The organism is Legionella sp. PATHC039 (assembly GCF_026191275.1).
GTDB classification, from domain to species: domain Bacteria; phylum Pseudomonadota; class Gammaproteobacteria; order Legionellales; family Legionellaceae; genus Legionella; species Legionella pneumophila.
Genome location: NZ_JAPHOP010000001.1, coordinates 2,015,001 through 2,038,269 on the forward strand (window position 1 = coordinate 2,015,001; position 23,269 = coordinate 2,038,269).

A 23,269-nucleotide genomic window follows, 5' to 3' on the forward strand; every position below is an offset into this window, starting at 1 on the left:
ATCATACCCTTGTAACAGCGGGTACAAAAATTCGTGAATTGCGATAGGCTGTCCTGTAGTATAACGTTTATTGAAATCATCTCGTTCCAGCATTCTTGCCACAGTATGTGTTGCAGCCAGTCGAATCAAATCAGCCGCATTAAATTTATTAAGCCATTGTGAATTGAAAGCCACAGTAGTCTTATCAGGGTCAAGAATTTTAAATACCTGGTTTTGGTAGGTTTTTGCATTTTCCAGAACCGTTTCCTGACTCAATGGCATTCGGGTTACATTTTTTCCACTCGGATCACCAATCATGGCTGTGAAATCACCAATCAAAAAAATAACCTCATGACCAAATTGCTGAAACTGCCTCAACTTATTAAGCAGTACAGTATGTCCCAAATGAAGATCTGGCGCTGTTGGATCAAAACCTGCCTTTATTTTCAATGGGATACCTTTTTGTAATTTCTTCTGCAACTCAGGTACAGGAAGAATTTCCTCACACCCCCGCATTAATTCGGAACAAACTGAATCTTGAACTATCATGTCATTAAAACCCGTATAAATGATTGACCTATCTTCTCGCAGCGAGTATCTTAGCCCGGTTAGCAATTTCCTGCTATACCAAATGATACATTTTGAGATAATTTATTACTCTAAATTGAGAAAAATATAGCAAAATATCCAAATAAGAGTCGATTTAGTTGACTCAAGGTAGCGGTCACTTCCAAATAATGACTGTGATATATTGATTGAAATTTAAATAGCAGCATTTTTCAGATGACGGCAATATAGGCAAAAAATGGATAAAAGACCGAATATACCAAAAAGAAAATCTAGTAACTCATCAAAGCTATTAGCGTTTTTTGCGTTGGTATTTGCCTTTTCGCTTCCGTATTTGCTAGTGAAAAATTTTTCACACCCTAAACGAAGCAGTTATACTGACCAAACTGATTTATACCCCGAACTATCAGACGAGTTATCAAGAGATATAGCTGCTGAAGCTTTCACGGAAATTCCGCATGAAAAACCTGATATTAAATCTGCTACAAAACCTATGCAAACAAAGCAAGATCAGCAAGGCAAGCCAATCAATACAAGTCATGTAAAAAAAGATAATGAATGGCAAATAGTCAATCCTCATTCAGGAGATTCTATGGCGACCATTTTCCATAGGCTAGGACTAACAGCGCAAAATTTAAATGATGTGATAAAAAATAACCCGCACGCCAAGATGCTTACAAGAATTAAACCCAACCAGAAATTACAATTTTTAATTAAAAAAAATAAATTGGAAAAGTTAATTGTCCCTGTAAACACCATTCAAACACTAACAGTTTATCGCGCAGGGAAAATATACAAAACCAAAATTGACTCAAAAAAAACAACCACTCAAAATCGTTATGTGACTGCAACAGTCCAAGGTTCTTTGTATACAACAGCCCAACGATTTAATATCCCCTCAAAATTAGTCCGTCAAATGACCACTATCTTTAACAAAGAAATTGATTTTTCCAGATCTTTGCGCTCCGGAGATCAATTCTCGATAATTTATGATGCTTATTATATTGAAGATAAAATGGTAGGAGTTGGTGACATTCTAGTAGTGACTTATACTAATCGTGGAAAAACCTATCAAGCAATACGTCATACTAACGCTCATGGTGAGCAAGACTATTTTACCCCGCAAGGCACCAGCTTTAAAAAGGCCTTTACTCGCTATCCAATTAAATTTAGCCACATAAGCTCGACTTTTGCTTTATCCAGATACCACCCCATTCTTCATTACAGGAGAGCGCACAAAGGCATCGATTTGGCAGCCCCGATTGGCACTCCGATACATGCTACTGGTGATGGGGTTATTACCATCATCGATAGACATAACGGATATGGCAATATGATTAAGATTAAACATGATAAAACATACAGTACAGTTTATGGGCATTTACTCAAATTCCAGAAAGGTCTATCAAAAGGCAGTAGAGTAAAACGAGGTCAAGTAATTGGTTATGTAGGACAAACCGGTCTAGCAACCGGACCTCATTGCCATTATGAGCTTCATGTCAATAATCAACCAAGAAACCCAACTACAATAAGCTTGCCTACTGCAGCACCAGTCCCAGCAAGAGAAATGGCGGCATTCAAAGCAAAAGCCAGTACACTTTTAGCCCGGCTAAAACTTTTCGAGCAAGCCCAATTAGCAAGTAAAGGGAAAAAGAAAGTTAACGTTGGATAAAAACTGTGCGTGGGATTTTTCCATACCTAAATACCTAATCTAAATGACAGCAGACTCTTCTTTATAAGCCGAGTAAGCTGCAAGTAATTCAAACATAACGTTACTCTTTTTGTGTTAAAAAAATCTTATATCATGTAAATAAATATCGACAAATTAAAACCGAGGCAATGATTCCAGCTAAATCTGCCAATAATCCGGCAGGAATAGCATGTCTTGTTCTTCTGATACCCACAGAACCAAAATAAACGGCAATCACATAAAAAGTAGTCTCTGTACTTCCCATCATTGTTGCTGCGGTTTTTGCGATGAATGAATCTCCTCCGTATTTATGAATCAGCTCTGCCATAACTCCTGTTGAAGCACTTCCAGAGAAAGGTCTGATAAGAGCTAAAGGCAATAATTCGGAAGGCATTCCTATCATAGTCAACGCTGGCGATAAGATCTGACTCATTAAGGAAAAAAAACCTGAAGCTCTTAACATGCCAATGGCAACCATCATCGCAACTAAATAAGGTATGAGCTTTACGCTCACATCAAAACCTTGTTTTGCTCCAATTATGAAAGCATCAAATACATTTACTTTTTTAATTGCAGCGTACAAAGGGATACCAACGATGAAAGTCAAAAACAACCAATTGGATAAATGATTAGCGAATCCATTCATAAGCTGTCTGTCCTTTCAATTTTAAATCGCGGTAATTTAGCCAATTGTTTTACAGCAACGATAGCTACCAGAGTAGAAACAGTAGTCGCGATCAAAGAAGTGAAGACCACACTACTTGGGTTTGTGCTCCCGTTTGCAGCAAGAAATGCGATAGCGGTGACTGGAATTAATTGCACACTGGAAGTGTTTATTGCTAAGAAAGTACACATGGAATTCGTGGCAACTTTCAAATTCTGATTAAGGCTCTGCAATTCTTTCATTGCCTGCAATCCAAAAGGGGTCGCGGCATTAGCAAGACCCAACATGTTCGCAGCAATATTCATTACCATTGCTCCCATTGCAGGATGCTCAACAGGTATATCAGGAAATAATCGCTTTAACACTGGTTTGAGTACTTTACCTAAAATAGAAACTAAACCCGATTCTGTAGCAACCGACATTATTCCTAACCAGAAAGTCATTATCCCAGCCAAACCAAGCGCTAACTCAAATCCCAGCTTGGCAGAGTCAGTAACTGATCTTACCACCTCGTCAATACGCCCCTCAATAACTCCAACCACCACTGAAATCAGTATCATTCCTAACCATATTAGATTGAGCATTATTGCCTCCAACCCCTGAAAAAGGTTAATATGTAACTAAAATTAGATTTAAAATACCAATCAGGACTTATGAAACATACTTACAATCCCTTAAGATACTTAATATATTTCGCTTTTTTTATCACCAGCCTTTCCAGTTATAGCAGCCAAACAACCAACATTAAGGAACAAACTGATACAGGTTTAGCCCCACCCGCCCCTTCGATTACCACTAACTCAGCTGCTATTGAAGAACAGGCTAATTCTTCAATTAGGAAACTATATCACACACTCAATACCATGCCGAACACTTCTATGGCAGATAGAATTAGCCAGATCAGCGCATACTTTAAAGGGACAAAGTATATTCTTGGCTCTTTGGGCGAAGGTCCGAATGCTCGTTATGATCAATTTCCCAGATATCGAGTTGATGGCTTTGATTGTGATACCTATGTCAATACCGTACTTTCTCTAGCATTAGCTAACTCTCTGGAATCATTCCAGGATTGTTTAAAACATACTCGCTATAAAAATGGAAAAAGATCTTATATCAACAGAAATCATTTTACCTCTATAGACTGGAATAACTATAATCAGAAGAGAGGTTTACTTAAAGACATTACCTTCTCTATCAGAAATGAAAAAAAGCAGCCTGTTGCTCTTTATGCTAATGCCTTAATCAACAAACCACAATGGTACAATCATAAAACGATCGATACCATTCGATTGCAAAAACAAGATAAAAATGAGCAGGAAAAACGTCTTGTGGAACTAAAGGCCAAAGGTAAAATGCTGGAAACCTCTCTTTCTAATGTCCCTTACATTCCGTTCACTGCCTTATTTTCAGAGAACAAACCTAACCTGCATTTATTTTCCCAAATTCCTAACGGGGCTGTTATCGAAATTATCAGACCTAATTGGGACTTACGCCAACAAATAGGGACAGAATTAGATATTTCGCATTTAGGCTTTGCTATTTGGATTAATAACGAACTGTTTTTTCGACAAGCCTCTTCTCAATATGGTAAAGTAGTTGATGTATCCTTAATTGATTACCTTGATAAAGCACGCAGTAGCCCAACTATAAAAGGGATTAATATTCAAGTTGTATTGCCTGAAAAACCAGTATCCAATGGGTGCCAGCTTTTTGATATTCGATAGCTTATAAATTAATATCTTAATGGTTAACCTATAATTTTGCGTAATTATGCCCGTATAACTATTATTTATTTTATGAAATGTCCGGAGTTTTTATTAGCGATATACTCGTGTTTCTTAATAAAAAATCGATTTCTATTTTAATTGACTCACTTGGCTATTATCTAGCATTTGGCGGCTGGAAATATGCTCAATGATATGAAAATAGAAAAGGCTTATTTTGATCAAATAAGCCTTTTAAAGGAATTATTTCTTTACTTCAGCAGTTGTTTTTTTAGCTTCTTGCACCAAACTTAACATGGCTTTTTCAATAATTTGAAATGATTTTTGCATATAATCCAAAGCCTTGTGGCCATTTTCCACTGCCAAATTAATTTGTTTTTCCAGCATTTCTTCGGGCTTTTTAACTTGAGCCAGTTCATCAGGCTTCAAATAACTTAACCCTTGCAGGGTTTTAACATTCAGTTCAGCAATGGCTTGGAAAGGCTCTTGTATTTTTTTTGCCATTTCACTCCATCTTTCAAAATTGTATTGGGTCATAATATTCTCCATTTGTTGCACTGCACAATACAATAGTAGACCTTATCTTTATTATTTGTCAATATCTTATCTAATTATTTTTTGCAGTGCACCAAAAATCACGATTACATTCATGGATTTTTGATGTGTATTGCACTTTCCAAATCATCAGTAAAATTCGTAAAGGGAAACATTCTATTAACTACAAAAAAGTTTGGGAGCAATTTTTAGACTTTAAACATTTTTTGCCATTGATGCACCATTTGTTGCATTTGCTTATTCCAGACTTCAGTCGCTTGCTGGTAAGGATTGTTTTGCAAAGGTTTGTCCATTGCATGAAACATTTGTTCCATCATTTCCTTAAAGGAAACATGCATTGGATGATTAGCTAATGAAATGATTTGACGTAAAATTTCTGAAGACAAAAATTGCGTTGGTCCCGCCTCCATTTCCACTATAATTTGCAACAGAACCGAATTAGTTAAATCCTTTCCTGTCTCTGAATCTTCTATCTTGAAATCAATTCCATCCACAACATACTTTTGTAGTTGCTCAACAGTAATATATTGACTAATTTCAGTATCATACAGTCTTCGATTTTTGTATTTTTTTATGAGTCGAGTCATTATTTTCTCAAGTATCAGAATATAATTATAAAATGATGTGCAAAATTGGTATAGTTTGCTTCTTTAAGCCCAAGAGTAAATCTTTCACACTTCTTTTACAAATTCTTTCAAGGTTAAAAAAGTTAATACATATGCAAACCACCATTGACACTAAGATTTGCTCCCGTGATATATCGACTTTTCTCACTAATCAGAAATTCAATAGCCCAACCAATTTCTTGTGGCTCTGCCAATCTTTTTGCGGGTATCAAATTAATAATCCCCTCCAAAATATCTGGTCTAATACCTTTCATTAGACGAGTATTAACGTAACCTGGAGAAATACTGTTTACTGTAATATTTTTAATCATTAGTTCCTGGGCAAGACTTTTGGTGAAGCCATATACTCCAGCCTTTGAAGCAGCATAATTGGCTTGGGAAAATTGCCCTTTCTGGGCATTAACCGAAGACACATTCACTATTCGGCCTGACTCCTGAGCTTTCATACTCTCTACTACTTGTTTAGTTACATTAAACATTCCATCAAGATTGACACGTAACACTTCATCCCATTGCCTTTTGGTCATTTTGGTGAACACGGCATCTCGAGTAATTCCAGCATTATTAATCAGCACATCAATACCGCCAAACTCTTCAATAATTAAGCCTATTACTTCAGCACATTGCTCATAATCAGTTACATCCATATGCCTGAAATTAATATTTTTATAACCTTGTGTCTTCAAATCATGAAGCCATACTTCACCCTCATCATAGGAAACTAAATCCAAAGCAATGACATGTTTAAAAGTTGAATCCAGTTGTTTTGCAACAGCCGTACCAATGTCACCAGTTCCACCAGTAATTAATACCACATTATTATTCAGCATGAATTTCTCTATTAGTTTTTCCCTATCCCCAATTGATGATTCGATATTGGAGCTTATATTTTATTCATTGTTAACGCTAATCGCAGCCACTTTTTCAAAATCCCAAGGTGCCTTGCGAGCAGTAAATAATATGTTCACAAAACCTCTTGAGAGTCTTAATCGGTGAATCAAACTCTGACTACATATACTGACCACCATTGACGTCCAGATTTGCCCCCGTAATAAATCCGCTATCTGGTGATGCTAAAAATGCAACGGCATCTGCAATTTCTTTTGGGTATCCCAATCGACCAACAGGAATACTGGATATGATTGAATTGAGTACATCTTCTTTCAATGCAGCCAGCATGGGAGTTTCAATATACCCAGGCGACACTGTGTTTACCGTAATACCTTTACTTGCTACTTCTAGTGCAAGACTCTTGGTAAAACCAAATAAAGCCGCCTTGGTGGAAGCATAATTGCATTGGCCAAACTGCCCTTTTCTTCCATTGATTGAAGATATACTGACGATACGGCCATAACCTCTTTCCAACATCACTGGAACGACATTGCGCGTCATATTGAATACACTGGTCAAGTTGGCGTCTAAAACCTGTTGCCATTGTTGGGGTGTCATTTTTCTTAAACTGCAGTCTTTAGTAATACCTGCGTTGTTAACCAAAACATCTATACGGCCATAACGCTCCATCACCAGGGATGTGATTTTTTCGCAATCACTATATTGAGCTATATCTCCATATACGATATCAATGTCATAACCAAGTTGCTTTTGTTCATCTTGCCATTTTTTTGCTTCTTCATGTCTTCCATCTTTATAGTAGCATGCCACAACTTGGTAACTATCAGCTAAGCGCTGACTAATAGCAGAACCAATACCGCCTGTTCCTCCAGTTACAATCGCTATCATTTTATCCATCGACAACTCCTTTTGTTGCTAGTTCACATTACATTACTACAATCTAATTTCACTTTCTTGTCAATGACATATATATAATACTAAGTTGGTAATAATAATTCAGCTACTTTATTTTTGATCATGTTACGGATCTGATATAAATGTATTAATGATGACTAATTTGCATTACAAATCGAATAAAGATACCCTAAATCTGCTTTTAAGTAAGCATCGTAATATAAGTGTTTTTTAATATTAGAAGTAACATTCAGAGAATGAGGGTATTATGTTTAATAAATTTTTAGTTATAACACTATCCGTAGTCACATTGACACTTTCACCATATGGTTTTGCCAAAGATGATTCATGCGAAGTTCAAGTGGCTGTTTCCACTCCCCCTGTTCAATTTGATCAAAGTGTGGCGTTTAACGTAACGAATGATGATGGGATTAGTAAATCCATTATTTTACAAGGCGGAAGCAGTCCAAAAACTATAGGGAAATTAATTTGTTCTCCACTACCTTATACCATTAGCGCCACCCAATATTTTACACCAACAGGCTTAACCAATAAGCATGCTCAACCTGTTGGCCAATGCGTATTAAAAGCTGGAAAAGTCATATTGGATGGTTCTAACAATAGCGTTGCTGTTGTTTTCCCCAATGATTTTATATGCCACCACTAAAATATTAGCTGCATTGTGCATTGATGGGGAGTGCAAAAACATCACTCCCTGGTATACACCGGTACGTAGCCTTTCAATTGTTGAGCAAACTGTTTCAGCACATCAAGACCCGATTCCTCTGCCTGGCGGCACCATTGCTGCAGAGCTTCTACTAATTCTTTTTGAGTCGTTGCTGTTTTCAGCCAAACATTTTGTAATGATTGCTTGTAAGAGTAAACTACTCTCAACTGTTCGCGGGCATCAAGCAGTTTTTGCAAACGAGTTTTAGCTTTTGTCGATAATAGCTTATCTTCTCGACGCAGTAATCTACCTGCCCGTTGAAACAATTTCTTGTCTTCTTTTGTCTCAATGCTGGTATTTTTTTCATACTTCAAAATAGGTCTGATGACATTCTTATAGTAATTAGACATCACTTGAAAGCGATTTGAAATAACTGCTCTCACAGTATCCAGATCAACCTGGAATTTTCCTTCATCCATAGCCAATTTGGGAGGTAATTTTTTTACCTTGGCCAAACCGAAAAAGGAAAGAATGCGAATATACATCCAACCAATATCAAACTCCCACCATTTCACTGAAAATTTGGCTGAGGAAGCAAAAGTGTGATGATTATTATGTAATTCTTCTCCACCAATCCAAAATCCCCAGGGAATGATATTAGTAGCAGCATCAGGGCATTCAAAATTCCTGTATCCCCAATAATGGCCGATGCCATTGATAACTCCCGCAGCAAAAAGCGGAATCCACATCATTTGGATTGCCCATACAGTCATTCCAGGAATCCCGAAGAAAAATAAATCCAGTAATAACATCAGCAAAATACCTTTACTTGAATGGCGCGAGTAGACATTACGCTCTATCCAATCGGTTGGTGTGCCATGAGAATATTTGGCAACCATATCCCTGTCCTTGCGTGCCTCTCTGTAAAGTTCAGCGCCTTGCCAAAATACCTTCCTGATTCCCTCAACCACTGGGCTATGAGGGTCTCCCTCAACATCAGTTGTTGCATGGTGCTTGCGATGGATAGCAACCCAATCCGCAGTAACCATACCCGTAGTTAACCATAACCAAAAACGGAAAAAATGACTGACCACAGGATGTAATGTTAGCGCTCTATGAGTCTGGTTCCGATGAAGATAGATAGTAACAGATGCAATTGTGATTTGAGTCAGGATAAAAGTTGCAAGAACATATCCCCAGAAAGACAGGTTTAAAAAGCCGAATACCATAATAACCCCACATTGTACGGAATTATAAAAATAACTATAATTTAAGAGTAAATGTATTTTATTCCTAAATTATAGAATCAATATATGTGTAATGATAACACATTTTTTATCATTTCATTGCATGATTTCATGATGTAGTCGATAATAAATTTACTCATCTTATTTTATCAGGATATAGACATGAGCGATAAAGTTCAGAAATTGATTGAAAATATTGTGCCTTTTATAGTGATTGGTGTTGGGATCGCAATAGTTATAGCCTTATTGTTCATGTTTTTTTATGTGGCCATTTGGGGCGTAATCATCGGTGGAATACTCTGGCTTGGGGCCTTAGCTAAGGAATATTTCTTCCCCAGCAAATCATCCCAGAAAGAACAAGGAAGAATTATAGAACATGATGATAAGAAATAATGCCTGAATTACCCGAAGTCGAAACAACAAAGCAAGGTATTAAACCCCATCTTGAAGGCCGTATGATTACCGCGTTGCAAGTGCGTAATCGAAAACTTAGATTACCAGTACCTCTAAACCTGAATGAATTATGCCAAGGAAAGCATATAACAGCTATTACCCGGAGAGGGAAATACATCTTACTTCATATGGATAAAGGTTATCTTCTCATCCATCTTGGAATGTCCGGACATTTGCGTATCGTCTCCCAGACAGCAAATCCTCAAAAACATGATCATGTTGATCTGCACATTAATAATGGGCTTGCTCTCAGATTCTGCGATCCAAGAAGATTTGGCTTATTTATTTACATTGATGAAAATCCTTACCAACACCCACTGCTAGCACATTTAGGCCCGGAACCTCTGTCTGATGACTTTAATAGCGAGTACTTATTACGTAAAGCTGCGAATAAATCGCAATCCATCAAGTCATTTATTATGGATAGTCAAATTGTTGTCGGGATAGGTAATATTTATGCGGCAGAGAGTCTTTTTCTTGCCAAAATCCATCCAAATACCTCTGCAAAAAAGATAACTACAGAAGAATTCAATTCTCTGACTGGTCACATCAAAAAGATACTTGAATCTGCCATAGAGGCTGGAGGGACGACACTTCGTGATTTCTATTCTTCTGATGGTAAACCAGGATACTTTCGTTTTGCTTTAAAGGTTTATGGCAGGAAAAATCTCCCCTGTTTGGTATGTGAAAATAAAATAGAAACTGTTGTGATTGCCGGGCGCCACTCCGCATTTTGCCCACATTGCCAACCAATCATTATATAATAAGTTTAATAATGGCCACCTGGAACCATTTTTGTTTCTTAATTGATTCTGTTCTTGTGACAAAAGGTTAATTTATGGATATTAAAAAACTAAAAAAGGCAGCCTCTGATTTTCTGGAAAGATATCCAGGCGGTTTCTACCACCCTGAAATGATTGAAATAGGTAAAAAACATAAAATGGATAAGATGGTTGCTTTGGCCCAAGGGAGTTTTGCCAAGCAAAATTTTAAAAACCCTGATGAAATAACAAATTCCATGTTGAAAATTGTTACTCAGTCATCTCTGATTTCAATATTTGAAAAACCTAAATTTAGAGATTTTATTAAAAGAACTCCTCCAAACGATAAAGTACTTATTGCAAAAGGATTAAAAGAACTTTTGTATGGAAATGAACAGGAAGGCTTTGAAGAGCTTCTTTTTCAATTTCAAAGAGAGAAACTGGCGAAGTGGACTTTAATGACTATTTTTCAGGCTTACTTCAATCCGGAAGTGGATGTGTTTATAAAACCTACAACAACCAAAAATATCATTAAAGAACTGAACCTTGATATCGTATATAACCCAACCCCTTCCTGGGAGTTCTATGAATCTTATAGGAATATCATTAACCAAATGAAAACAAAAATTGAAAAATCACTAGCGCCCAGCAATGCGGCATTCTGTGGTTTTTTAATGATGAGCCTGGATGATGGTTAAATTTTCTATGAGTATCGCTTGATGGGCTCTATGAAGACATGCCACATTTTTTTATTGAGCGGGTGATGGGAATCGAACCCACGCCATCAGCTTGGGAAGCTGAGGTTCTGCCATTGAACTACACCCGCAAAAACTCACGAACCCTTTCGTCAATAGAATATTAAGGTACCATTTTATAATAATTGATTCAATTAAGTTATCACAACGGCGATTTAAATTTAAAAACAGGTTTTAAAACTCAACTATTAACTTAAACTATACAAATGTATGGTAAGTGTAACTCCCAGAACATAGCTTGGTTGCTTCTTTTGATTACAATCTTATATTGATATCTAAATAAAGTAAAAAATAGTTATTCTTTTAGACTATACTTTACAGCTTCAAGAAAATCAGCTAAGACCTAATATGAAATCCCTGTTATTGCAATCTGTGATTGAAAAATGAATCCGATAAGAAAAATTATCATATTGATATGGACTGTTTTTATGCGGCAATTGAAATGCGTGATTTCCCTGAGCTGGCAAATAAACCTATCGCTGTAGGCGGGGATGCAAAACGTCGTGGAGTTATAGCGACCTGTAATTATGCTGCCCGCCAATTTGGCATACGCTCTGCAATGCCAACAGCCCATGCGCTTAAACTTTGCGGAGAGTTAATCTTGCGGCCAGTACGTATGGATGTATACCAAAAGGAAAGCCAATATATCAGATCCCTATTAACAGAATATACGGACCTCATTGAACCTTTATCATTAGATGAAGCCTATCTGGATGTCACTGAATCCACAGAATACCAGGGAAGCGCCACCTGGATTGCTGAAGAAATACGCACCCGCATTTATCAAACAAGACAACTCACTGCGAGTGCGGGCATTGCACCAAATAAGAGTCTCGCAAAAATAGCCAGTGATTGGCTTAAACCGAATGGGCAAATGGTTATTAGACCTGAGGACGTTAGCGCATTTGTTCTTGATTTACCAGTACGCAAGTTATTTGGTGTAGGGCCCAAGATGGAGGAAAAATTGGGTGCGCTCAATATTAAAACCTGTGCTGATTTGCAGCGATATTCCATTGAATATTTATTACAAAAATTTGGCACCATGGGTCAAAGACTTTATGAATTAGCGCGAGGCATTGATAATCGCCCCGTCAATCCTGAGCGTATTCGAAAATCCATCAGTGTTGAAGAAACCTATACAAAAGACTTGCCAAATAGTGAAGCCTGCCTAGCAGTCTTGCCAGATCTTATGGCGCGCCTTGAAGCAAGAATACAACGTGCAGGTAAAATTTCTGGCATTCACAATTTATTTGTAAAATTGAAGTTTAATGACTTTCAGCAAACAACTATTGAACGAGTTATGGACAAACTTGATTTAATCGTTTTACGTCAATTGATACAAGAAGGTTTTGCCAGAAGAAGCATCCCAGTACGATTATTAGGTATAGGAATTAAATTGAAACAAGAAAATACGTATCAAAGCATACAATTGCCATTACTTGACTTATAACAAGTATCTAAACAGTTGATATCAGATTCTTTCCCAAACTTGCCATAATTATCAGAACTTAATACATCAGCTCTCTTTTTTATGCAACATCCTGCAATAGTTAACAAAATCAGGACTTGTATATTGAAAATATCAATCAACTGACGTGCGTACTGTAATTTTCATAACATAAACAAATAGATAGGATAAATTTAAAAATAGTCTTATTATTCATGTATCATAACACTTAGTAATATTATTTTGATGCAGCCATTAATTATCAGGCATTGTAAACACCAATGCAATGAAAGTGCAAAACCCTGCCGTATTATTAATGAGCTATTCTTAACTGAGCTATAATCTATACTATATCGCTCAATTTGACTCAGGGAATACTATTTCCTTGTAAGCAGCGATATGCTATAAAATAATCTCCGGACGAGACGCGCCGTACCCGGTTAAGACAAGACGACGCCTTTAATCAATCTAAAAGGAGTCGTTATGCTACTACCCTGGCTTTATTTAATTATCGCAGGGCTCTTGGAAATCTGTTGGGCTGTCGGTTTAAAATATACCGATGGTTTTTCGAAATGGCAGCCAAGCCTGTTTACAGTCACCACACTGATTATCAGTATGTTTTTATTAGCCAAGGCCGCCCAAACATTACCTATCGGCACTGCCTACGCGTTATGGGTAGGGATAGGTTCACTGGGGACTGCAATCATGGGAATACTGCTGTTTCAGGAACATCTATCTGTCTTCCGATTGCTATACCTTGTATTAATGCTAATATCTATCTTTGGTTTAAAATACACGGCTTGATTTGAATCGTTCCAGTATTTCTCAACTTGTTGTATGATGGCCCTCTCATAATCCCATGCGCTCTAACGATGAAAATAAGTCGATTAAAAACTTTTTGGATAATTACCCGCCTATTTTATTACACAGGTGTTGCTTGCACTCGCTCCATATTTAAGTATCTTTTTAGCACTCCTACGAGGCCATGGGTTGATAAAGTCATCCACCATTGGGTTGATCAACTCTTAAATGCTGTGAAAGTAGAATATAAAGTAATCAATCCACATAATGTCCAGCCTCAGCCTGGCAAGGCAACGATCCTTATGTGCAATCATTCCAGTGCTTATGATATTCCTTTAGGCTTCAAAGCATTCCCTAATAACTCTATTCGTATGCTTGCCAAACGAGAACTCTCCAAAATTCCACTTTTAGGGAAGGGAATGGCTGCAGCGGAATTCCCTTTTATTGACAGAAAAAACAGATTTCAAGCCATAAAGGATTTGGAATTTGCCCAGCAACTGATGGAAAGTGGAATTATTCTATGGATTGCACCAGAAGGAACTCGCTCAAAAGATGGCAAACTAGCCCCATTTAAAAAAGGTGGTTTTATCACTGCTATTCAAGCCAAGGCTATTATAATTCCCATAGGAATTCGCGGAGCTTTTGATATTCTCCCTGCCCGCACCTTTAATATACATTTGAATCAAAAAGCAGAAATTCATATTGGGGAGCCTATTGATGCAGCTCAATATACAATTGAAAATAAAGAGGAATTAATCGAAAAAACCCATCAATCAATAAAAAAGCTGGTTGGGGAGAATTGAAAAAACTCACATTCCGGTTTGCTGAAAAGATGACTAAAAATACCTACAATAACTAGTAAAAAAAGACCTCGTTATACAAAAAATAAAATTGATTTCAACAATAGAATAAACAATCCAGGCTACCTGTTTTTTAATATCGGTACTAACTGTTTTGAAATTTCCTAAAACTTCACCTAGACTTTAAAAAGAAAATCAATATGGCCGTGCCATGAGCATTGATAAAATAGAAGAAGACAGGGATACCTCTTCTGATCTGGAAATGAAAGCCAAGATGTACTTAGTACACCGAATGGATAAAGCGGGGCCATTAACAGTTAAAGATGTTCACATCCTGATAAACAAGTTAAGTAAAGATTTGCAGAAAAATCAATTAACATTAATTGATTGTCAACTAATAATAAATCTTGTTGAATCTCGCTTTACTTTGGTCAAACAAGCAATAAGATATCTACAGTTTTTTCTAAATAAACTTGATGGCAAATCAATTAACCCAATCTTAATCCCACTTTCAAATAAACCCTTTTGGCAAAATGGACCACATCCATTCGATCATTATCGATCTACCGATCAACTACCTGAAAAAGCAGATATCGTAATCATAGGAGCAGGTCTAACTGGCGCTTCTACCGCATATCATCTGATCGATGCAGTCAAGAAAAGAAACCTTACTGTTGTATTGTTAGATAAAGGAAATCCAGCCACTGAAGCAAGTGGTCGCAATGGGGGTAATTTTGAATTATTACCTGAAAACTCTGTGGGAATCTATAGTGGTTTAGTCTCAGAGCGGTTTCGTTTTTTAAAACGATGCTACCCCCATGTTCATCCGTCAATATTACAAATTGAAAGCGAATACCATGCCTCACTGGTTTTTCAATTTGCTTTAAAAAATCGCAATCGCTTTAAGGAAATTGCCAGAAAAGAACGTATTTATTGTGATCTGGCAGCAAAAGGATGGCTCTACATTGCTCATACTGAACAGGAAGAACAAGCAATTTGTGATGAAGTCACTCTGGCTGCCCAACATGGCGAGCGCATCTACATTTGGTCTCGAAAAAAAATTAGAGAACAATTCGGCATCAACTCCAAGTTCATAGGCCGATTTATTCCAGATGACGGCACCTACAATCCCTTTAAATATACGTGCTGTCTGATTAAGTCGGCAATCAAAAGTGGTATCAAGCTCTATACGTTTGTGAAAGTTCAACAAATTAAGAGCATGGATACAGAATACCATCAATTGAAAACCAATATGGGTTTGCTTAAGGCTCGGCAAGTGATTGTTGCAACAAACGCATTTACTAGTGAGTTGCTCCCGGAATTGAGCGCGATTAAGCCTCACCAAAGTCAAATTGCAATTACCGAGTTAACACCAGATTACTGTAAGGGTCGATTAATAACTAGCGAAGATGGACCACTCTATCTCAATCAACCCAGAGTCAGATCAAAAAATGGGTTGGTGCCATTGCTTATTGGTGCCGGTGACGACCGACCAATGAAAAACCCTTATTATCGCAAGCGTTCAAAAAAAGTTCATGATCTTATTGTGCAGCAAAGAGATAAGTATTTCCCGGATCTTAAAGGGAAACCATTTTCAACCGAGTGGGTTGGCGCCTTAGCTTTTACACCTGATCAATTACCCGCTATTGGTTACCTGTCTCCAGGAATAATTATTGTGATGTGCTGTAATGGATATGGAGGAAGCTATACCACAGCAGCAGGATTTGCCGCAGCTGAAATTGCATTAACTGGAAAAAATCCCCCATGGTTACCCGCAGATGTATTTTCTCCTAAACGCCTCCTATCAGACAAGCCACTATTTTTGGAAGATAGTGACAGTTTATGGCGGATTGGAAAAACACTTTGTACAACACTTAATAATCTCAATCAACTTCTGGCTGAGTCCCTTTCATATCAGTCCATGTATCAACCTTATTCTACAATTTCTTCATTACCGCATGGGCACCAAGAGAGGGCTTGCAATCTTGAACCACTAAGAGTAATGCATCAATTAGCAATCTTTAGAACTTTTGCATATCAGGAATTAGAAATATTAATTCGCTATACCTCGCCTGTTTGCTTAAATAAGGGAGAAATTCTTTTTAAACAAGGTGATGCGGGACATTCTTGTTTTATTCTGATTCAAGGAAAAATCAATCTTTATTATGAGCATGCTGAAGGCTTTACTTCAATGGTTGCAGAACTGGAGGCCGGGTCAGTATTTGGTCAAATGGCATTATTTCTTGAGAATAAACGTATGGCCACTTGCCAAGCTACAGAAAACTGTTCCATGTTAGAAATCATGGTAGAACCTTGTAAATCGCTTTTTATTCAGCAACAGGCTCTTGGAATTAAATTACTCCGCCTCTTAAACCAGGGAGTCATCGATGCGTTACACAAACTCAATAAGCGATTGAAATACACTTAACAAAAATCATAAAACACATATTGATTTTGATTGCTTTATTCAGCACTAACAATTTATACACCAAGTGTAGCTTGCCAATTCATTTCAAAAATGTATTCTAGTAATTAACCCCATACCCATATGCCATATTGGATATCGCAGCAGCTAAACCAATATGTCTTGGATCAGAAGCAGCCGTTAAGACATTACTTTCTTTGTCCCATGTAATGGCTTGCATATCTCCATAATATTGTTTCAATGGCATTAAATGGTATCCCATAGCTTGTAAACCTTGTTGAATTGAACTTGGGAAAGTATCAGGCTCAAATTGCAAAACATCTGGTAAATATTGATGATGAAATCGCATGGCTGAAACCATACTGATAGCTCCATACCCATCATAAAATAATAGTGAGGCAAGTAAAACCATAGTAGGAATACGGCTTCCTCCAGGAGTCCCCAGGATAGCTACACGCCCTGGCATCTCCAGGAAGGTTGGAGCCATACTGGATAGCGGCCTTTTTCTTGGTTCAATGGCATTGCGCTCACTTCCCACCAAACCAAAGACATTTTGCTTACCCACTTTAGTAGAAAAATCATCCATTTCATCATTTAATAATACCCCTGTTCCCTTTGCAACTACACTGGACCCAAAAATGTAATTAATCGTCATTGTTGCAGCAACACGATTTCCTTCCGTATCAATAATCGAAATATGTGAGGTATTTGAGTGTTTTCCCGTCGGAACTGAGCCTTGCAAGACTTTACTATCAATCGCTTTATTTGGTGAAATCAAGCGGCTTAATTGTTTCGCATTATCTGAGGAAATCAATTTATCAAGAGGAACCTTAATAAAATCAGGATCACCCAGAAATTGATCTCTTTGCCAATAAGCCAATCTCATCGATTCAACGACGTAATGAACCCATTTTAATTTGGGAAATGAAGACAAAGGAAATTTGGATAATATATTGAGCATGGTTACCAATGCCACTCCACCGGCCGAAGGCAAAGGAGCTGTGATAATTAACATATTATGATAAGCACTAATTAAAGGTGGCCTCACTTTAATTTTATATTGAGCCAGATCATCAAGAGACCAAATTCCACCTGCCGCATTGACACCTTGAACGAGCAGAGAAGCCGTTTCTCCTGAATAAAATCCGGCATTTCCGTACTTGGCTATCAATCTGAGTGTTTTTGCCAAATCTTTTTGAACAAGTTTTTCTCCAATTTCAAAAGGCTTACCATTCTTTAAAAAAATAGCGGCGGTATCGGGATATTTCTTCAAGTTTTCCAATCTATCATCCAGAGTGGAGAAATAACGAAATTGGGGATCTACAGGAAAACCCTCTTCCGCAAGCTTAATAGCCGGAGCTAATGTCTTGCTAAGCGGAAGACGTCCATAGTTCTTGGCTATATAAACCAGGGCAGCTGGCTGTCCAGGTATAGCCGCAGATAAACCACCATTTAGAGAAAGGCCGGGAATCACTTGGCCGTCAGGAGCCAAATACATATCCTTACTTGCGGCCAAAGGAGCTACCTCCCTGCCATCAATAAAGAGATTTAAATGTTCCTTTTCCTGATGAAGTAGCCAAAAACCTCCTCCTCCAAGCCCCGAATGATATGGCTCGACTACTGCCAAGGCAGCAGCTACCGCAACTGCAGCATCAAAAGCATTTCCTCCTGCTGCCAAAATCTCCAAACCGGCATGAGTTGCCAAGGGGTGAGCACTTGCTACAGCATATCCAGGAGGGTGTTGTGGAAATGTTTTTGCATTAACCTGATAAATATTACAAATTAAAAAAAATAAACAACTCAGCCATTTATAGTTATATTTCATTTTGTCTCTTTTTTAATTCTCTAACTACATTGGGAGGAACAAATTGAGAAACATCGCCATTTAAGGCTGCAATTTCACGAACTAAAGTGGATGAGATATACATTAAATGCTCTGCGGGAGTTAAAAATAATGTTTCCACCTTTTTAGATAGCTTTCTATTCATTCCAGCCAGTTGAAATTCATATTCAAAATCAGAAACAGCTCGCAATCCACGTAAAATAATGCCTGCGCTTTGTTCTAATACAAAATCAATTAACAAATTATCAAAACCCACAACTCTCACGCCAGTTAAATGTCCAACGGACTCTTCCAGTAAACTAATTCTGCTTTCCCAAGATAAATAAGGCCGCTTGTTTTTATTACTCGCTACAGCAACTATCAATTCAGGAAAAATACTGCTGGCCCGAGTAATAATATCAATATGGCCATTGGTTACAGGGTCAAATGTTCCAGGGTAGATTGCTTTTTGTTTCATCTCGTTAATTACCATTTGCATATAGAAGCAGTCTAGCGTATTGTAAATTGAAAAACTATAAAAAAATGGAATTGAGGTAAGCAATGAATGCGATAAAACGTTTGACAATCATTTTAATTTGCTTTTTAACAGCATGCGCTCCCCCAAGACCCTCTGAAGAGCCGCCTACAAACCGTGAAATTCCTCTTGAAGAACGTAAAGCCGAAACAGCCACTGTTTCCTCATGGGAAATTAAAGGGGCTCTGGCTGCAAAAACCAAAGCGAAAGGATGGTCTGCTACTATGAATTGGGTCCAACAAGGGGCTAACTCATACCAAATTCGTTTAATAGGGCCATTAGGTGGTGGAGCCGTTCTAATCAGCAAAAAAGGGAATACTATTACATTTCAAGATGGCTCCAAAGTAACTACTTCGACTAATGCCGATGAGTTATTACTAAAACAAACTGGCATTCGACTTCCAGTAAATAATTTGTATTACTGGGTAAGAGGTTTACCTGCACCAGGTGGAGTCCAATCAGAAAAACATGACCAATTCAATCACCTGATACAATTAAAGCAAAATGGATATACCATTGATTTTACTAAGTATACTTCGGTCAAGGGAATAGATTTACCAAGTATGATTCGCCTTGAAGGAAATGGCGTCATGGTAAAGGTAGTGATAAAGAATTGGGTTGTATAATTTAATTCTTGTAATTTATTTGCTTTCTGAAGTTGACATCGATAAAAAAGCACTGCAAAATACGCAGCACATTGCAGGGAAGAATACTATTTATAAACTCATGGATGATTAAAGAATCTACAATTATAGGGGTGTCGCCAAGCGGTAAGGCACAGGGTTTTGATCCCTGCATACCTAGGTTCGAATCCTAGCACCCCTGCCATTTTCTTGTTGATTCAACCTAGAATATGAAGTTGAATCTAGGTACAAGTAAACAGACGGCAGAAGATAACCTGGAAGGATGCGTACTTCGTATCGCTCAAATAATAATAATATCTTTTTGGCTGTCTTCTGCTATGTGTTTAAGTTATGTGATTAACCTAAATCTAAGGCTTTTGACACATGTCCACGATGATGATTTTTACAGGGAATGCTAACCCTGAATTAGCACTAAAAATTTCCTCACATTTGCAAATACCTATTGGCAAAGCCACCGTTGGTACCTTCAGCGATGGAGAGACTATGGTTGAGATTTTGGAAAATGTCCGAGGTAAAGATGTTTTTGTCCTCCAATCAACTTGTGCGCCTGCAAATAATAATTTAATGGAATTGCTGATTATGGCGGATGCCCTCAGAAGATCATCTGCTGGTCGTATTACAGCTGTAGTTCCTTATTTTGGCTACGCACGCCAAGATAGGCGAGTGCGCTCCGCACGTGTTCCTATCACAGCTAAAGTAGTGGCAGACATGATGGCTTCCGTTGGAATTTGTCGAGTCCTTACTGTTGATTTGCACGCGGATCAAATACAGGGTTTCTTTTATATGCCGGTTGATAACGTATACTCAACTCCGGTATTGCTGGAAGATATAACCAAACAAAAATTAAATAGCATCATGATTGTATCACCAGATGTCGGTGGGGTTGTTCGTGCAAGAGCAGTTGCTAAAAGGCTGAATGACGCTGAGCTGTCGATTATTGATAAACGCCGTAGTGGGCCAAATAAATCAGAAGTAATGCACATTATTGGTGAGCCCGCCAATAAAAACTGTATTATTGTAGACGATATAGTAGATACTGCTGGAACACTTTGTACGGCTGCTCAGGAATTAAAGAAAAACGGAGCAAAAAGCGTAAGAGCTTACATTACACATCCTGTGTTGTCTGGTCCTGCAGTTAACAATATTAAACATTCAGGTCTTGATGAGGTGGTAGTAACTGATACCATTCCTTTATCAGCCGAAGCACAAAACTGTGAAAAAATCAGAGTGGTCAGTCTTGCTGATATGTTAGCTCAAGCAATCAAACGAGTAAATGTTGAGGAGTCAGTAAGCTCCATGTTTGCTGAATAAAATGAAATATTCTTTGATGATAAAAAGGGAGCCTTAGCTCCCTTTTTATCATCAATCTATCTTAATCCCTTGTACCAACATATTTATCATCAAAATAACGTCTTAATTTAGTTCTTAAAGTTCCACGACTAATTCCCAGCATGATTGCAGCGCGGGACTGATTATACTTGCAATGTTCCATTACTGCACGAAATAGAGGGGTCTCAATTTCTTCAAGTACAAACTGGTATAAGTCAACAGGATCAGTTCCCTTAAGCTCTGAAAAATATTTTTGTACGGATTGAGTCACGCTTTCGGCTAGTGAAGCAGTGGTATCTCCTGCATCATTACTGATTGTTGTCATTATTATTAGCTCCTCCTTTTAAAAGCGGTATATTACCGAATTGAGCAATACGAGACAAGGGCAGAACAGAAAAAACTGCATTAAAATTCAATATATACTGTTTGCTCTTGAATCATTGCCACGTTTCTCACCACAGTGGATTGAAAAGAGGATAAGCCGCTCTCAACAGCTTATCCTATATCTAACGAACTACTGAAATTTCATCATAGATGGATCAAATGGTTTCCCATTAACTGTGAATTTTCCTTCACTCAAACTCATCTCAATAACATAGTCTTTGCCATCGACAGTAATTAAACCAGATTGCTCCAACTCATTAATTTGCTTATCTACTTGCATTGCAGCGATTTGCTCAGGAGTAAGTTCTGCTTGGTTTGATTGACCTTGACTGTTTTGCAGCTGTTGAATTAACGCTTGTTGCATTTCTGGCTGTTTTGCCATTTGTTGCATAATCGATTGCTGCATCAGTTGCTTCACTACCTCGATTGGCATTTTTAACTTGGCATTACCTTGAGTTTTTTGAATCAATTCAAAGGGATTAGAACTATCTCCTTTGGGTAAAGTGATTAACAAATTACCATCAATCATGCCTTGTGGAAGTTTGATACTTAATTTGGAGATTTCAAACTCTGCACCTTTACTAAATAACTTTGGCAATTCTGGCAGCATTGCCATCAACGCTTGTTGACGCTCTTGATCTGTGCCCCTTTGCATCGCATTAGCTTGTTCATTGATTTTAGCCAATACTTCAGCATCAAGGTTTCTTAAGGACATCTCCACTTCACCAGGACCGTAATTTTGCCCATTGGCGAATAGTGATTTTAAAGCGGCACTAAAATGCGTGCTGAAGAGATTATCGTCTATATCGCTGCTTGAACTTAATGTCAATTCACTAATTTCAAACATCTTTTGATCTTTAACAACTACAGCAAGTGATGGCAATGAAAAACTGGCTTGACCCAAGTATAACCCTGTAGTCGTTTTATGTAAGTCATACTCGCTGGTTACCTTACCCAAAGAGAGATTGGTATCATCTTTAGAAAACTCTGCACCATCAAATTCAATTTCCCCTTCCACTTTATCCAAATTGGAAGACATTGATGTAGTACTGTCCATACCCATCCAATTAAATTTACCATTTCCATCTTTAGCAGTTAATTTGAAAGAAGGAATGGACAACTCAACTGTACTTTTATTCAAATAATTTACAAAAATACTTAAATCCAGCTGAGGCTTTTCTGAATCTTGAGAAAAAAGCTCATTGAATTGCTGATTATATTTTTCTGGAAATGGAAATACGGTTTGTGCAAAGCCCATTCCAAAACGTAACTGCTTATTCGCGTATATAATGGGGCCATGATAAATCTTAATCGGCATTTCCATTTGATAATCTTGGGCAGGAGTAGTTTGCAATTTTCCATCATCGTCTTTTACTACTCGCTCAGGTACGTGTAAACGCCATTTAACTAATGCATCAGAGCAAAACCAACCTCTCTTATATTGCTGAATGTCAGCGAAAAGCCCATTGGATTGATTAATTACCTCGACAGTTTTTTTAACCGTTCTTTCGGTTAGAATTCCCATGCCATAATATCCACCTAGGATTAAAACAGCCAGGATAATTACTAATCCTGTAAGTTTTTTCATTATTATCTCCATGTTATTAATTTGCAAATAGCATTACTCGAGCGCAGCAAAGTGCTGCGA

At 37.7% G+C, this 23,269-nt stretch carries 23 protein-coding genes, 2 tRNA genes, 1 pseudogene and 1 riboswitch (1 of these 27 running past the window's edge); of the genes and pseudogenes, 13 read left to right on the forward strand and 13 right to left on the reverse strand.

Annotation, left to right across the window (positions count from 1 at the left end):
- Nucleotides 1–528, reverse strand: partial view of a tyrosine--tRNA ligase gene (tyrS, locus tag OQI99_RS09040; protein ID WP_265731757.1) — the 5' end (the start) only. 678 nt of this gene lie to the left of the window's left edge; only the first 528 of its 1,206 coding nucleotides appear in the window; it begins with the start codon at nucleotides 526–528; its stop codon lies beyond the left edge, outside the window.
- 256 nt (nucleotides 529–784) lie between these two features.
- Here tyrS and OQI99_RS09045 point away from each other — a divergent pair, with 256 nt between their 5' ends.
- Nucleotides 785–2,218, forward strand: a complete 1,434-nt coding sequence (locus OQI99_RS09045; protein ID WP_265731758.1) for a M23 family metallopeptidase — start codon at nucleotides 785–787, stop codon at nucleotides 2,216–2,218.
- Nucleotides 2,219–2,348: 130 nt separating this feature from the next.
- Here the strand turns inward: OQI99_RS09045 and OQI99_RS09050 are convergent, their stop codons facing one another.
- Together OQI99_RS09050 and OQI99_RS09055 are read right to left on the reverse strand one after the other, a co-directional pair.
- A complete protein-coding gene (locus tag OQI99_RS09050) occupies nucleotides 2,349–2,882 on the reverse strand; it encodes a spore maturation protein (protein WP_010946311.1) in 534 nt (177 codons plus the stop codon).
- Entirely contained in the window at nucleotides 2,879–3,484 is a 606-nt protein-coding gene (locus tag OQI99_RS09055; RefSeq protein WP_061513255.1) for a nucleoside recognition domain-containing protein, read from the reverse strand. Before OQI99_RS09055 ends, OQI99_RS09050 begins: the two co-directional genes overlap by 4 nt.
- A 69-nt stretch (nucleotides 3,485–3,553) precedes the next feature.
- On the opposite strand from OQI99_RS09055, the gene OQI99_RS09060 reads away from it, so the two are divergent.
- Nucleotides 3,554–4,624, forward strand: coding sequence for a DUF1460 domain-containing protein (locus tag OQI99_RS09060; protein WP_061513254.1), 1,071 nt, complete (start codon nucleotides 3,554–3,556; stop codon nucleotides 4,622–4,624).
- A 243-nt stretch (nucleotides 4,625–4,867) separates the two neighbouring features.
- On the opposite strand, the gene OQI99_RS09065 is transcribed toward OQI99_RS09060, so the two are convergent.
- The 4 genes from OQI99_RS09065 to phbB form a co-directional block, all read right to left on the reverse strand.
- On the reverse strand, nucleotides 4,868–5,161 hold the full coding sequence (locus OQI99_RS09065; RefSeq protein WP_011213182.1) for a phasin family protein: 294 nt from the start codon (nucleotides 5,159–5,161) through the stop codon (nucleotides 4,868–4,870).
- Between the two features lie 206 nt (nucleotides 5,162–5,367).
- The gene (locus tag OQI99_RS09070; protein WP_011213181.1) at nucleotides 5,368–5,766 is read right to left on the reverse strand and encodes a polyhydroxyalkanoate synthesis regulator DNA-binding domain-containing protein; all 399 of its coding nucleotides are present in this window, start codon (nucleotides 5,764–5,766) and stop codon (nucleotides 5,368–5,370) included.
- A gap of 122 nt (nucleotides 5,767–5,888) precedes the next feature.
- A complete protein-coding gene (locus tag OQI99_RS09075) occupies nucleotides 5,889–6,635 on the reverse strand; it encodes a 3-oxoacyl-ACP reductase (RefSeq protein WP_061513253.1) in 747 nt (248 codons plus the stop codon).
- 178 nt (nucleotides 6,636–6,813) lie between these two features.
- Nucleotides 6,814–7,554 carry an acetoacetyl-CoA reductase gene (phbB, locus tag OQI99_RS09080; RefSeq protein ID WP_011213180.1) on the reverse strand — a complete coding sequence of 247 codons (741 nt, stop codon included), beginning with the start codon at nucleotides 7,552–7,554 and terminating at the stop codon, nucleotides 6,814–6,816.
- Between the two features lie 265 nt (nucleotides 7,555–7,819).
- Here phbB and OQI99_RS09085 point away from each other — a divergent pair, with 265 nt between their 5' ends.
- On the forward strand, nucleotides 7,820–8,218 hold the full coding sequence (locus tag OQI99_RS09085) for a hypothetical protein (protein WP_061513252.1): 399 nt from the start codon (nucleotides 7,820–7,822) through the stop codon (nucleotides 8,216–8,218).
- A 41-nt stretch (nucleotides 8,219–8,259) separates the two neighbouring features.
- Here OQI99_RS09085 and OQI99_RS09090 read toward each other — a convergent pair whose 3' ends face one another.
- Nucleotides 8,260–9,447, reverse strand: coding sequence for a fatty acid desaturase (locus OQI99_RS09090; protein WP_061513251.1), 1,188 nt, complete (start codon nucleotides 9,445–9,447; stop codon nucleotides 8,260–8,262).
- Nucleotides 9,448–9,627: 180 nt separating this feature from the next.
- Between OQI99_RS09090 and OQI99_RS09095 the strand changes: the two genes are divergently transcribed.
- The 3 genes from OQI99_RS09095 to OQI99_RS09105 all read left to right on the forward strand — a co-directional run bounded on the left by OQI99_RS09095 (nucleotide 9,628) and on the right by OQI99_RS09105 (nucleotide 11,377).
- Entirely contained in the window at nucleotides 9,628–9,858 is a 231-nt protein-coding gene (locus OQI99_RS09095; protein ID WP_011214789.1) for a hypothetical protein, read from the forward strand.
- Nucleotides 9,858–10,682, forward strand: coding sequence for a bifunctional DNA-formamidopyrimidine glycosylase/DNA-(apurinic or apyrimidinic site) lyase (mutM, locus tag OQI99_RS09100; RefSeq protein ID WP_061513250.1), 825 nt, complete (start codon nucleotides 9,858–9,860; stop codon nucleotides 10,680–10,682). The genes OQI99_RS09095 and mutM overlap by 1 nt, the downstream gene beginning before the upstream one ends.
- Before the next feature lie 74 nt (nucleotides 10,683–10,756).
- Nucleotides 10,757–11,377, forward strand: coding sequence for a hypothetical protein (locus OQI99_RS09105; protein ID WP_265731759.1), 621 nt, complete (start codon nucleotides 10,757–10,759; stop codon nucleotides 11,375–11,377).
- A gap of 57 nt (nucleotides 11,378–11,434) precedes the next feature.
- Here OQI99_RS09105 and OQI99_RS09110 read toward each other — a convergent pair.
- Nucleotides 11,435–11,505, reverse strand: a tRNA-Gly gene (locus OQI99_RS09110).
- Nucleotides 11,506–11,817: 312 nt separating this feature from the next.
- Here OQI99_RS09110 and dinB point away from each other — a divergent pair.
- From dinB to OQI99_RS09130, 4 genes and pseudogenes are all read left to right on the forward strand, one after another.
- A pseudogene (gene dinB / locus OQI99_RS09115) lies at nucleotides 11,818–12,884 on the forward strand (DNA polymerase IV).
- Nucleotides 12,885–13,277: 393 nt separating this feature from the next.
- Nucleotides 13,278–13,341, forward strand: a riboswitch (guanidine-III (ykkC-III) riboswitch).
- A 23-nt stretch (nucleotides 13,342–13,364) separates the two neighbouring features.
- A complete protein-coding gene (locus OQI99_RS09120; protein WP_061513247.1) occupies nucleotides 13,365–13,685 on the forward strand; it encodes a DMT family transporter in 321 nt (106 codons plus the stop codon).
- Between the two features lie 68 nt (nucleotides 13,686–13,753).
- Complete coding sequence (locus OQI99_RS09125; protein WP_265731760.1) at nucleotides 13,754–14,485, forward strand: lysophospholipid acyltransferase family protein; 732 nt, start codon at nucleotides 13,754–13,756, stop codon at nucleotides 14,483–14,485.
- A 208-nt stretch (nucleotides 14,486–14,693) separates the two neighbouring features.
- Nucleotides 14,694–16,910 carry an FAD-dependent oxidoreductase gene (locus OQI99_RS09130; RefSeq protein ID WP_265731761.1) on the forward strand — a complete coding sequence of 739 codons (2,217 nt, stop codon included), beginning with the start codon at nucleotides 14,694–14,696 and terminating at the stop codon, nucleotides 16,908–16,910.
- A gap of 97 nt (nucleotides 16,911–17,007) precedes the next feature.
- Here the strand turns inward: OQI99_RS09130 and ggt are convergent, their stop codons facing one another.
- Both ggt and coaD read right to left on the reverse strand, forming a co-directional pair.
- Nucleotides 17,008–18,732 (reverse strand): gamma-glutamyltransferase, encoded by a 1,725-nt coding sequence (gene ggt, locus OQI99_RS09135; RefSeq protein ID WP_265731762.1) that lies wholly within the window; start codon nucleotides 18,730–18,732, stop codon nucleotides 17,008–17,010.
- A complete protein-coding gene (gene coaD / locus OQI99_RS09140; RefSeq protein WP_265731763.1) occupies nucleotides 18,722–19,228 on the reverse strand; it encodes a pantetheine-phosphate adenylyltransferase in 507 nt (168 codons plus the stop codon). Before coaD ends, ggt begins: the two co-directional genes overlap by 11 nt.
- Nucleotides 19,229–19,290: 62 nt before the next feature.
- Between coaD and lolB the strand changes: the two genes are divergently transcribed.
- The 3 genes from lolB to OQI99_RS09155 all read left to right on the forward strand — a co-directional run bounded on the left by lolB (nucleotide 19,291) and on the right by OQI99_RS09155 (nucleotide 21,219).
- Nucleotides 19,291–19,890, forward strand: a complete 600-nt coding sequence (gene lolB / locus OQI99_RS09145; protein WP_265731764.1) for a lipoprotein insertase outer membrane protein LolB — start codon at nucleotides 19,291–19,293, stop codon at nucleotides 19,888–19,890.
- Nucleotides 19,891–20,017: 127 nt separating this feature from the next.
- Nucleotides 20,018–20,092, forward strand: a tRNA-Gln gene (locus tag OQI99_RS09150).
- Nucleotides 20,093–20,271: 179 nt separating this feature from the next.
- Complete coding sequence (locus OQI99_RS09155; protein ID WP_061513242.1) at nucleotides 20,272–21,219, forward strand: ribose-phosphate pyrophosphokinase; 948 nt, start codon at nucleotides 20,272–20,274, stop codon at nucleotides 21,217–21,219.
- Between the two features lie 61 nt (nucleotides 21,220–21,280).
- Here the strand turns inward: OQI99_RS09155 and OQI99_RS09160 are convergent, their stop codons facing one another.
- Both OQI99_RS09160 and OQI99_RS09165 read right to left on the reverse strand, forming a co-directional pair.
- On the reverse strand, nucleotides 21,281–21,562 hold the full coding sequence (locus tag OQI99_RS09160) for a helix-turn-helix domain-containing protein (RefSeq protein ID WP_010946289.1): 282 nt from the start codon (nucleotides 21,560–21,562) through the stop codon (nucleotides 21,281–21,283).
- A 189-nt stretch (nucleotides 21,563–21,751) separates the two neighbouring features.
- Nucleotides 21,752–23,209, reverse strand: a complete 1,458-nt coding sequence (locus tag OQI99_RS09165; protein ID WP_265731765.1) for a YdgA family protein — start codon at nucleotides 23,207–23,209, stop codon at nucleotides 21,752–21,754.
- Nucleotides 23,210–23,269: the final 60 nt, after the last annotated feature.